General features: G+C 61.1%; 11 protein-coding genes. 9 read left to right on the forward strand and 2 right to left on the reverse strand.

Going from position 1 to position 11420, the window contains the following annotated elements; translation table 11 throughout:
• The first annotated feature begins 91 nt into the window (after positions 1-91).
• The 7 genes from AQUI_RS0121625 to AQUI_RS0121655 all read left to right on the forward strand — a co-directional run bounded on the left by AQUI_RS0121625 (position 92) and on the right by AQUI_RS0121655 (position 7154).
• Positions 92-1411, forward strand: a complete 1320-nt coding sequence (locus tag AQUI_RS0121625; protein ID WP_027259385.1) for a glutamine synthetase family protein — start codon at positions 92-94, stop codon at positions 1409-1411.
• A gap of 83 nt (positions 1412-1494) precedes the next feature.
• Positions 1495-2175, forward strand: coding sequence for a type 1 glutamine amidotransferase (locus tag AQUI_RS0121630; protein ID WP_027259386.1), 681 nt, complete (start codon positions 1495-1497; stop codon positions 2173-2175).
• Positions 2175-3533 carry a glutamine synthetase family protein gene (locus AQUI_RS0121635; protein WP_027259387.1) on the forward strand — a complete coding sequence of 453 codons (1359 nt, stop codon included), beginning with the start codon at positions 2175-2177 and terminating at the stop codon, positions 3531-3533. The genes AQUI_RS0121630 and AQUI_RS0121635 overlap by 1 nt, the downstream gene beginning before the upstream one ends.
• Positions 3534-3638: 105 nt before the next feature.
• Positions 3639-4949, forward strand: coding sequence for an NAD(P)/FAD-dependent oxidoreductase (locus AQUI_RS0121640; protein ID WP_027259388.1), 1311 nt, complete (start codon positions 3639-3641; stop codon positions 4947-4949).
• Between the two features lie 137 nt (positions 4950-5086).
• The gene (locus AQUI_RS0121645) at positions 5087-6292 is read left to right on the forward strand and encodes a DegT/DnrJ/EryC1/StrS family aminotransferase (protein ID WP_027259389.1); all 1206 of its coding nucleotides are present in this window, start codon (positions 5087-5089) and stop codon (positions 6290-6292) included.
• 92 nt (positions 6293-6384) lie between these two features.
• The gene (locus tag AQUI_RS0121650; protein WP_027259390.1) at positions 6385-6906 is read left to right on the forward strand and encodes a hypothetical protein; all 522 of its coding nucleotides are present in this window, start codon (positions 6385-6387) and stop codon (positions 6904-6906) included.
• 53 nt (positions 6907-6959) lie between these two features.
• A complete protein-coding gene (locus AQUI_RS0121655; RefSeq protein WP_027259391.1) occupies positions 6960-7154 on the forward strand; it encodes a hypothetical protein in 195 nt (64 codons plus the stop codon).
• A gap of 184 nt (positions 7155-7338) precedes the next feature.
• Here AQUI_RS0121655 and phaR read toward each other — a convergent pair whose 3' ends face one another.
• Positions 7339-7893: a polyhydroxyalkanoate synthesis repressor PhaR gene (gene phaR / locus AQUI_RS0121660; RefSeq protein ID WP_027259392.1), complete on the reverse strand. Its 555-nt coding sequence runs from the start codon at positions 7891-7893 to the stop codon at positions 7339-7341.
• Between the two features lie 196 nt (positions 7894-8089).
• On the opposite strand from phaR, the gene AQUI_RS0121665 reads away from it, so the two are divergent.
• Positions 8090-8959: an NAD-dependent epimerase/dehydratase family protein gene (locus tag AQUI_RS0121665; RefSeq protein ID WP_027259393.1), complete on the forward strand. Its 870-nt coding sequence runs from the start codon at positions 8090-8092 to the stop codon at positions 8957-8959.
• 116 nt (positions 8960-9075) lie between these two features.
• Positions 9076-10824 carry an adenylate/guanylate cyclase domain-containing protein gene (locus AQUI_RS0121670; protein ID WP_084294491.1) on the forward strand — a complete coding sequence of 583 codons (1749 nt, stop codon included), beginning with the start codon at positions 9076-9078 and terminating at the stop codon, positions 10822-10824.
• 98 nt (positions 10825-10922) lie between these two features.
• On the opposite strand, the gene AQUI_RS0121675 is transcribed toward AQUI_RS0121670, so the two are convergent.
• On the reverse strand, positions 10923-11372 hold the full coding sequence (locus AQUI_RS0121675; protein WP_024089573.1) for a phasin family protein: 450 nt from the start codon (positions 11370-11372) through the stop codon (positions 10923-10925).
• Between the last annotated feature and the right edge of the window lie 48 nt (positions 11373-11420).

Here is an 11420-nt window from a genome sequence, read left to right on the forward strand (position 1 = left end):
CCGGAGTGTCATCTCAAACTTTTGATCAAATTATCTTGGCGAATGGAATTCTCTGCGCTAGGGTTGGCGCAACGCACTCATGGAGCCTCCTATGGACTTGTCCGGACTAAAGACCATCCGCATTGCCGCCTGTGATATGAACGGCCAGATGCGCGGCAAGCGCCTGCCTGCGGGTATGGCGGCCAAGCTGGACAGCGGCGCGGCGCGGATGCCGATCTCCACCCTCAATGTCGATCTCTGGGGCCGCGATGTGGAAGACAATCCGCTGGTGTTTGAAACCGGCGACGCCGACGGGGTGATGCTGCCGACCGAACGCGGCGCGGTGCCGATGCCCTGGCTCAAAAGCGCCTCCGCGCTGGTGCCGATGGCGATGTACTGGGAAGATGGCTCTGCCTTCCTTGGCGATCCCCGCCATGTGCTGGCTGATGTACTGTCGCGCTATGCGGCACGTGGCTGGAACGTCGTGGCTGCCACTGAGATGGAGTTCAGCCTGCTCGATGACAGCGGCCCCCGCCCGGCTCCGCCGATCGACCCGCAAACGGGACGCGAACTGGATCAGCAATCGGTGCTGTCGGTGGCAGAGCTGGACGCCTTTGACGATTTCTTCACCGATCTTTACGACGGCGCCGAGATGATGGGCATTCCCGCTCAGTCGGCAATTTCCGAGGCTGGCCTGGGCCAGTTTGAAATCAACCTGAACCATCAGGAAGCCATGCGCGCCGCAGACGATGCCTGGCTGTTCAAGGCTTTGGTAAAAGGGCTTGCGCGCAAACACGGCTTTGCCGCAACCTTCATGGCCAAACCGTATTCCGAGGAAGCCGGCAACGGAATGCACGTGCATTTCTCGGTCGAGGACAAAGACGGTAACAACGTCTTTGACGACGGCGGCGAAAAGGGTTCGGACCTGCTGATGCACGCGGTGGCCGGCTGTCTGGCGGCAATGCCTGCCAGCTCGCTGATCTTTGCCCCGCACGGTAACTCCTATGACCGGCTGGTGCCTGGCGCCCATGCGCCCGTCAGTGCTGCCTGGGCCTACGAGAACCGCACCGCTGCCATCCGCATCCCTGGCGGCAGTCCCAGGGCACGCCGCATTGAACACCGCGTCGCCGGCGGCGACATCAACCCCTATCTGATGCTTGCAACTGTGCTTGGATCTGCCTTGGCCGGGATCGAAGACCGGATGCAGCCCCCCGCCTCGTCTGAGGGCAACATCTACGAGATCGAAGGCCTACCGCAGCTGGCCGCCGACTGGGAGACTGCAATCAACTGGTTTGAGACCGACCCGCTGATCGCCCGTGTGCTGCCGGAACTTGCCATCCAAAACCTGGTGATGACCAAACGGCAGGAGCTGAAAGGCTTTGCCGAGCGCCCCCGGGAGAGCCATTGGCTGTCTTGGCTGGAAGCGGTATAGAGCCGCCTTGCTTGAGGGGTTTGGCTAGGGCTTGCCTGCTTCACCCCCTTAGCCAGGCTCAATTTGATCAAATTTGGTGACTCATGAAAATCGGCATCCTGCAAACCGGCCACTCCCCCGAAGACCTGTTCGGCCCTTTTGGAGATTACGACGGCATGTTCCGCGACATGCTGGACGGCAACGGCTTTGAATTTCAAACCTGGGCCGTGGTGGACGGGGTGCTGCCGGACAGCGCCGATGCGGCAGACGCCTGGCTGATCACCGGCTCCAAGCATGGTGCCTATGAAGATCACGCCTGGATCCCGCCGCTGGAAGCACTGATCCGCGAAATCAACGCCAGGAAACAGCCGCTGGCCGGCATCTGCTTCGGCCACCAGATCATCGCTCAGGCGCTTGGCGGCAAGGTCGAAAAGTACGAGGGTGGCTGGGCCGTGGGCCGTGTCACCTATCAGGTGGACGGCAAGGGCTTGACCCTCAATGCCTGGCATCAGGACCAAGTGGTGGAACGGCCCCAAGGCGCCCGTGTGCTCGGCGGCAACGACTTTTGCCAGAACGGCATCCTGGCCTACGGCGACCACATCATCTCCTGGCAGCCGCATCCTGAATTCCCCAGCGCCTTTGTCGGCGGCCTGATCGAAAAACGCGGTCGCGGCGTGGTGCCGGACAACCTGCTGGACCGTGCAGCCGCTGAGCTGGACGCCCCCGTGGACAACCAAGAAATCGCAACCCTCCTCGCAGAATTTTACAGGAAAGAGAGGACGTAATGTCAGCCTGGCTCGACGCCCTTCCCGAAGCAGCAAAAACCTATCTGGAGGGCCGTCGTCTCGACGAAGTTGAATGCGTTATCTCGGACCTTCCCGGTATCGCCCGTGGCAAGGCGGTGCCGGCATCCAAATTCGCAAAAACCGACTATTTCCACCTGCCCGACAGCATCTTCTACCAGACCATCACCGGGGACTGGGCCGATGCCGCGGATGAGGACGGCTGGATCGAAAAGGACATGACGCTGAAGCCGGACATGTCCACGGCCACCGCAGCCCCCTGGACCGGCGACTGGACCCTGCAGGTGATCCATGACGCCTATGACAGGCACGACAAACCGATCCCTTACAGCCCGCGCAACGTGCTGAAGCGCGTGGTGCAGCTCTATCATGACAAGGGCTGGAAGCCAGTTGTGGCCCCGGAGATGGAGTTTTTCCTGGTCGCCCGCAACATTGATCCTGCGCATGAGATCAAACCGATGATGGGCCGCTCCGGCCGCCCGGCTGCAGCGCGCCAGGCCTATTCGATGACCGCGGTGGACGAGTTTGGCCCGGTGATCGACGACATCTACGACTTTGCCGAGGCTCAGGGTTTTGAAATCGACGGCATCACCCAGGAAGGCGGCGCCGGGCAGCTGGAGATCAACCTGCTCCACGGCGACCCGGTCAAACTGGCAGATGAAGTCTTCTATTTCAAACGGCTGATCCGCGAAGCGGCGCTGCGTCACGACTGTTTTGCCACTTTCATGGCCAAGCCGATCGAAGATGAGCCGGGCTCAGCCATGCACATCCACCATTCGGTTCTGGATATGGAAACCGGCGAGAATATCTTCTCCGGCCCGCAGGGCGGCGAGACGGACGCGTTTTACAACTACATTGCCGGGTTCCAGAACCACTTGCCCGCGGGCCTGGCAGTAATGGCGCCGTATGTGAACTCCTACCGCCGGTACGTGAAGGACCACGCGGCTCCGATCAATCTGGAGTGGGCACGCGACAACCGCACCACCGGCATCCGCATTCCGCTGTCGGGTCCCGGGGCGCGGCGGGTGGAAAACCGCATCGCCGGCATGGATTGCAACCCGTACCTGGGCATCGCGCTGTCGCTGGCCTGCGGCTATCTTGGCCTGATCAACGAGGAGCGGCCGCGCAAGCAGTTCAAAGGCGACGCCTATGAGGGCGAAGGCGATATTCCGCAAGTGATGGGTCAGGCGCTGGATCTCTTTGACGAAGCCACCGAACTGCATGAGGTTCTTGGTCCGGAATTCGCCCGCGTCTACTCCATCGTGAAACGCGCGGAATATGACGAGTTCCTGCAGGTGATCTCTCCCTGGGAGCGCGAGCATCTGCTGATGAACGTGTAAAGCTCCGGCGCTGCGCCCGGGTGCAGCGCCGGTACAATTGAGTATTTTTGAAAAGATGAAGCGCAGGACGCCCGCACGGCTGCCTGCTTGCAAAAGAGGTGCGGGATGGCAATGAACCTGCTTTATTCCAATGACCGCCAGGGCGAACATCCAAACAGCTGGTATGCCGCAACAGCCACACCGATGGATCGCTTCCCGGCCCTGACCAGCGATGCAACTGCAGATGTTTGCATCGTTGGCGGCGGCTATACAGGCCTGTCCGCGGCGCTGCATCTGGCCGAGGCCGGCCTGTCCGTCGTGCTGCTGGAAGCGCACCGCGTGGGCTTTGGCGCCTCGGGCCGTAACGGCGGCCAGCTCGGCAGCGGCCAGCGGATGGAACAGGACGGGCTGGAAGCGCTGATGGGCAAAGCAGACGCGCAAAAGCTCTGGCAGCTGGGCGAAGACGCCAAGGATCTGGTGAAATCCCTGATTGTCCGTCACAGCATCAACTGCAACCTGAAACCCGGCATTGCCCATGCCTGTTTCTCCAAAAGCGAAGCAGCCCATGAACACGCCTATGCCGAACACCTGCAAAACTGCTACGGATACGATCAGATCCAGCCGCTGGATGAGGCCGGCTTGCACGCCATCTGCCCCTCTCCTGCCTATATGGGCGGATCGCTGGACATGGGTGCCGCACATCTGCATCCGCTGAACTATGCCCTGGGCTTGGCCCGGGCGGCCGCTGGTGCCGGGGCGCAGATCTGTGAGCAAAGCGAGGTTCTGGACATCCAGGAAGGCGTGCACGTCCGCGTGCGGACTGCAGGCGGGACGGTAACTGCCGGCCACTTGATCCTGGCCTGCAACGGCTATCTTGGCGGCCTGAACCATCAGGTCGCCGCGCGGGTGATGCCGATCAACAATTTCATCGTGGCAACCGAACCCCTGGGCGAAGACGCGGCCCGGGTGCTCGCCCGCGATGTCGCTGTGGCGGATACCAAGTTCGTTGTGAATTATTTCCGGCTCAGCCATGATAAGCGGCTGCTGTTCGGCGGCGGTGAAAGCTATGGCTACCGCTTTCCAGCCGATATCGAGGCCACAGTGCGCAAACCGATGCAGCAGATTTTCCCGCACACCAAGGACGTTCGGGTCGATTACGCCTGGGGCGGCACCCTGGGCATCACCATGAAACGGATGCCTTATCTGGCCCGGCTGGCGCCCAATGTGCTGACTGCTTCCGGCTACTCCGGCCATGGTGTCGGCACCGCCACCCATGCGGGCCAGCTGATGGCGCAGGCGATCCAGGGACAGGCACAAGGGTTCGATACCCTGGCCCGCGTCCCTGCCCCGCGCTTCCCGGGCGGGCCGCGGATGCGCTCGCCCCTCCTGGTGCTGGCAATGACTTGGTTTGCCCTGCGCGACCGGCTGGGGATCTGACTCCAGGCCGGTTTCCGCGCAACTCCGCAACATTTCTGTGAAATTTTGCCTGCTCGGCATTTTCCGCAGCGTCGCCTCTTGGCATTTTCGGCTACTAGTTTTACATTTCTTGAAGCAACAATTCAGGATTTTGAAATATGGCTCTGCCGCCCAACGTTCATGACGCTGAACCCATTCCCCCAGCCGCCCTTGAGGCAATCGAGGCCCTGATGCAGTCGGGCGATCTGTTTCGCTACACCGCGCCCGAAGACGCGCCCGTTACGCTGCTGGAACAGGAATATGCTGAACTGCTGGGCAGTAAATACGCGCTGGCAGTCTCCTCCTGCTCAGCGGCCTTGTTCCTGTCGCTGAAGGCGCTTGGCCTGCCCCGCGACGCCCGGGTGCTGATCCCCGCTTTCACCTTTGCCGCCGTGCCGTCGTCGGTCGTTCATGCCGACTGCGTGCCGGTGCTGTGTGAAGTCGGCGACAACTACCGCATCGATATGGGTGACTTTGAGGCCAAGCTGGACAGCGTGCAGGCGGTGATCATCAGCCATATGCGCGGCCATACCTCCGACATGGATGCAATCATGGCGCTGTGCGATGCCCGCGGCATCCCGGTGGTCGAGGACGCGGCCCATTCGCTGGGCACCACCTGGAGCGGCAAGAACATCGGCACCATCGGCAAGGTCGGCTGCTTCTCCTTCCAGTCCTACAAAATGGTCAACGCCGGCGAAGGCGGCATCCTGATCACCGACGACGCCGACCTGGTTGCGCGCGCCGCGATCATGTCCGGCGCCTATGAGCACAACTGGAAAAAGCACAAGGGCCCGCACGGGGAAAACACCCCGGACCTGGAGCAGGCCTTTGCCAAGTGGCAGAACCAATTGCCGCTTTATAACCTGCGGATGAGCAATCTGTCCGCTGTGGTGATCCGCCCGCAGCTGCCGGAACTGGCGCGCCGGGTGCGCGACGGGCTGGCCAACCATGACTATGTGGCCGAACGCCTCAATGCCTCCCCTTTCTTCGACGTGCCCGCACCGCTGGCCCCTGAACGCCGCGCGCCGGATTCGATCCAGTTCAACCTTGCAGGCCTCAGCGAGGCACAGACCCGTGCCTTTGCTGCTGCTGCAGGATCCAAAGGCGTCAAGGTGCAGGTCTTCGGTCTTTCCACCGACAACGCCCGCGCCTTCTGGAACTGGCAATTCCTGGGCGACCAGCCCGACCTGCCCCAAACCCGCTCCATGCTGATGAAGGCCTGCGACGTGCGCCTGCCAGTGCGTCTGACCCGTGCAGAACTGGATGTGGTTACAGACATCCTGCTGGCTGCGGCGGAGGAAAGCATGGGCAGGGCCGCGGCCTGAACACCACAGTTGATTGAACAAGGTACAGCCCCGGCCACGCGCCGGGGTTTTTCGTGATTGCAATCCTGGCTTGTGCCCTCCAGTTTACCGCCATGACACCGCTTCCCGAATTCGAACGGCGCCCGGCCACCGCATTGGTGGCAATGGCCAATGCGCTTAGCTTGGGTGATCCGATCAACGAGGAAGACCTGACGCAGATCATCCGCGCGGTTGCCGCCAGCAGCGGTGAGCGGGCTGCGCTTCTGGCCGCTATCGGGGCCGCGAACAACCCGGAAACCGGGGTTACGGCGGCTGACTTGCTGACCGCCTTTGCCACCCGGGCCGGAAATGCTGAAGCCCAGGCACAGGATGCCGATCAGGTGATCGGCCAATGGTCGCAACGCCTGGCCGCCGGCGCGCTGCTGGCCAGCTTCGGCGCTGCTATTGCAGGCACAGTAACGGGCGGTCTTGCCTTTGGCCTGACGCTGCTATCCTTTTCCGGCTTCATCTTCGCCACCGCGTCCCGCCTCGGCGGACGGGCGCGGCGGCGGACCAAAACGCAAGAACGCGAAGCCGCGGAAACACTGGCCCGCCATGTGCTGGAAGCCGCAAAGAACACAGGCAGTGCAAAGTGATATGGAAACTTCAACACTCCATGCCTATATTGGTCCTGAAACCGGAGAACAGCATGTTTGAAGCTATGGGAATGGAAACCGTCATCGTCAGCGCAATTGCCGGGGCCTGCACCCTGTCTTTTGCTGCAAGCGTCTATCTGTTCTATCGCTCCAAACCGCAGCCGGAAACCGGTGATCTGGACAAAATCGTCAGGAATGCGCCGTATCACCGGCTGCACAATATCCTGAAAATCAAACCGGGCGCTTGACAGCCGAACCTGGCGTCTGAACCCCGGCGCAGCACACGGGTGCTGCAATTCTTACACAGAAACTTCACAAAAAAGAATGGCACCGCAACGCGGTGCCACGCCCAACTGTGAGGAACAGTCGCAGACTGTTTGCGAACAGGCGGGAGCCCCTCGTTGCTCCGCCCCCCCGCTGCCGCCAATCGCCTCACTTCATCTTCGACAGCTTTTCCTGCAGCGCAGCCAGCTGCTTCTTGATATCGTCCAAGTCCTCGCCGCCTTCGGATTTCTCTTCCCCGGGTGCGCCGCCGGTCCAGCCGGCCGTGCCAAGGCCGCCAGTCATCGCCTTCAGAAACGCTTCCTGCTGTGCCTTCATCGCTTCGAACCCCGGCATCTTGGCCATTGGATTCATCGCGCTCATGTTTTCCATCATCTTTGACTGGCTTTCGCGCAGCATATCAAAGGAAGACTGCAGAAACTGCGGCATCACCCCGCCACCGGGCACCATATAGCTGCGCACCAGATCGTTCAGCACATTCACCGGCAGCACATTCTCGCCGCGGCTTTCATGCTCTGCAATGATCTGCAACAGATACTGCCGTGTCAGGTCATCGCCCGTCTTCAGGTCGACGATCTGAACCTCGCGCCCTTCCCGGATGAACCCCGCGATATCCTCCAGCGTGACGTAATCGCTGGTCTCAGTGTTATAAAGCCTGCGGCTCGCGTACCGCTTGATCAGCAAGGGTTTGTCCTGCTCTGCCATGTAATCCCTCCCCGGTCATGACGCATTGCAGCAAAGCCTATGCCAGCGCAGAACAAAAGGGAAGCCTCCGCATGGTTTCCGCAACATTTGTTCCCTACAGCCCTGCTGCGCTTGCATTCAGGACGCTTGACCTCAACCCGGCTTGAGATTTCACAAAGGACTCCGCGACAGAATCTGCAGCAGGACAACGCGGGACATGAAAATCTTTATCCTCGGCGGCACCGGATCCATCGGCACTGCCGTCACCCAAAACCTGGTCCGGCACGGGCATGACGTTACCGGCCTCAGCCGCTCGGACGCCTCGGACCGCAAACTGGCGGCTATGGGCGCCCACCCCTTGCGCGGAGATCTGCACCGCCCCGGCGGCTGGGTCCGCGAGGTCGCCCATGTGGACGGGCTGATCCAGCTTGCGGCCACCTTCGGCCCGGACATGGCAGAGGCGGACACCGCCGCCATGGGCGCCATCCTGCGCCAGGCGGCCCTGCGCCCGGACCCTCTGCGCTTGATTTATACCGGGGGCTGCTGGCTGTACGGCGCCACCGGTAACCGGATCGCCGATGAGGTCAGCCCCATGCGGCCGATCAAACCCTTTGCCTGGATGCAGAAGAATGCCCGTGCCGCTCTTGCTGCCCCCGCCGTTTCCGCCGCGGTGATCCACCCGGCGATGGTCTACCACCCTGAAGGCGGTGTGTTTTCCCGCTACCTGGAGGCCGCCCGTCATATGATGCCGTTTGAGATCTGGGGCAGTGTCGCAACCCGTTGGCCCCTGGTCGAGCGTGCAGATCTAGCCTGCGCCTACCGGCTGCTGATGGAACACCCCAAGCTAAACGGCCACTTCAATGCCAGTGCCGAAACCGGCGTGCCCGTTGCAGAGATCACCCGCGAGATCGCCCGGCGCCACGGCCATGATGCCAGCTATGTTGTGCGCAGCCTGAAACACGTGCTGATTAAATACGGCGATTGGGCCGAGGGTCCGACATTGGACCAGCAGATGGGGTCTGCAAAACTGCGCCAAATGACCGGCTGGGAGCCGCAATACACCAGTTTCCGCAATGCGCAGTTTTGACCTCAAGACAGCCTCCCATGAACAAATATCGAACATTTTGCAATTGAGGTGCAGCAAAAAACTCTCAACGTGATATAATTCAGGCAGAGTCTTTTGAGTCTGTGGTAGCGGGAACGATGGCTGACCAAGGGGACAGACAAAGACAAGCTGCTGTATTAATCGCTGATGTGGCCGGGTTTTCCGCACTGGTTGAAACCGGGGAAGCGGAAGCGGTCGCTGCCGTTCGCACTCTTGCGGACGATATCGTCGTGCCGGCCGCACAGCAGTATTCAGGTCAGCTTGTCAAAACACTGGGCGACGGCTTTCTGCTGGAGTTCGAAACCTCTGTGCAAGCGGTGAAAGCCGCCTTGCTGATTGCCAAGCTGACCGCGGCCGCGGTTGCCAGCCGCCCTCCGCCCCATCTGCACCTGAGAATGGGAATTCACACAGGAACCGTCATTGCTGCCGGGGACGATCTGTTCGGCAATTGCGTCAACATCGCCGCCCGCCTCGAAAGCCTTGCAGGCCCCGGTGAAATCTGTGTTTCCGGCACGGTTCAAGAACAGGTCCGCGGCAGGATCAATGCTGCCTTTGACGACCTCGGCCTGCAGGTTATCCGCAACATCTCTCACCCGGTGCGGATCTTCCGCATAGCCGAAAACCCGATGCCGCGCTTTGAAGCAGAAGGCCCCGCCTACGAAGTGTCCGTAGCCGTTCTGCCTTTCTTGAACAAATCCCCCGCTGCACCCGGCGCAGACAGTCTGGCCGAAACCCTGACCGAAGACATTACCATCGGTCTTTCCCGGTTCCGCGAGTTGCGCGTCATTTCCCGCACCACTGCACTTCGTTTTGCCAGCAGCGCATCTGAAACATCCCTTACTGCAGTGGAACTGGGCGTCCGTTACTTGGTTGAGGGCACGGTGCGGCAACGGTCCGGACACCTGCGTGTCGCTGTTTCGCTGGCAGATGGTTACAGCGGAACCTCGCTGCTAAGTGAACAATACGACCAGGAAAATCAGGCCGGTTTCAGCCACCAGGACGCATTGGCCCGCCAGATCACCCGAATCCTGGCCGGACAGTTGCAGGCCACTGCAAAACGCAAATCAGCCGAAGTGTTGGCCAGCGGCGGCCCCTGGACATCCAAGGAACTGGTCCTGCAAGCCAAAGCTCTGATCCTCGACACCCGGAAGACTCTGTATCAGTGCCGGGAGTTGTACCAGAAAGCCTGTGCCAGCGATCCAGGGAATCCGTCGGCCTATTCCGGATTGGCGCTCACATATCTGGTTGAATGGATGAGCGGCTGGGGCCTGTCCCCAGAAGACACCCTGGATCAGGCCTTCCCATATCTGCGCCGCGCAGCCCGTATCGACCCGCTGGACAGCGTCGTGCAACGCCGGCTGGCCGTCATGCATCTGTTCAAGGGAGAGTTTCCCCTGGCGGAGGACCACTTCCAGCGCGCCCTTGCCTTGAATCCCAACGACACTGACGCGATGGCTTTCCGCGGCCTGTCCTATGTGTACCGGGGCCAGCCCGAAAAGGCCCTTGCCGAATTGGATCAAGCCTCTGGCCGCAACCCGTTCCATCCAACCTATTTCCACTGGTTCAGGGGGCTGGCGCTGTACATGTGCCGGGAGTACCAGCCCGGCATTTCAGAAGTGAACAAGGCTGTCGGGCTGTTTCCAGGTTTTCCGGCCCCGCACCGCCATCTGGCTGCCTGCTACGCACAATTGGGAGACAGGGCTGCGGCGGCACGGGAATGCGGGCGTATCCTTGGCCTGGAGCCGGAGTTTTCGCTCGCCCGCATCAGCAAGACCCTCCCCTTCGTCAGAGCAGCAGATCTGGAGCATTACTGCGATGGGCTGCGGCGGGCCGGATTGCCGGAGTGAGCGCCCCCTGAACAGCAAAAGGGCAGGCCTTGCGGCCTGCCCTTTCTCACAGTCCGGCTCCGTCAGGGAGGAGAGCCAGGGCCGGTCTGTGGTCGATCTTACTTCGCAGCAGCCGAAGCTTTTTTCGCAGCAGAGGTCACTTCGTCGGTGGCCTTCTTCACAGCTGCGGTGGCTTCTTCGCCCATGTCTTTGCCGGCAGCCATAACCAGTTCAACGGTTTCCATCTGGACCTTCTTGGCGATCTCAGCAAAGGCAGCCATGTTTTCAGCAGCCACTTCAGCGGAAGCAGAGGCGAAATCGGTTGCGGCTTTGGCATAGTCGGCCGGGTCGGCTTTGACTTTGGACACGTCGCCCAGCTTGGAGATGGTTTCTTTGGTCCACTTGTTCGAGATCTCGGCGGATTTGCCGGCAGCGTCCAGCGCAACGGCGGACAGCTTCTCGTTCAGGGCTGCGGTGTTTTTGAAAACGTCTTCCATCGCTTTGGTGTCGACCGGGAATGCGCCCATGAAGTCTTTCATCATCGCGGTGAAGTCTTGGGTCTTTGCCATAGTTCTAATTCCTCAGAAAGCTGCAGCAGGACCATCCTGCGCTCTTAG

Origin of the sequence: Leisingera aquimarina DSM 24565 (assembly GCF_000473165.1) — a bacterium.
In the GTDB taxonomy this organism is placed as follows: Bacteria; Pseudomonadota; Alphaproteobacteria; order Rhodobacterales; family Rhodobacteraceae; genus Leisingera; species Leisingera aquimarina.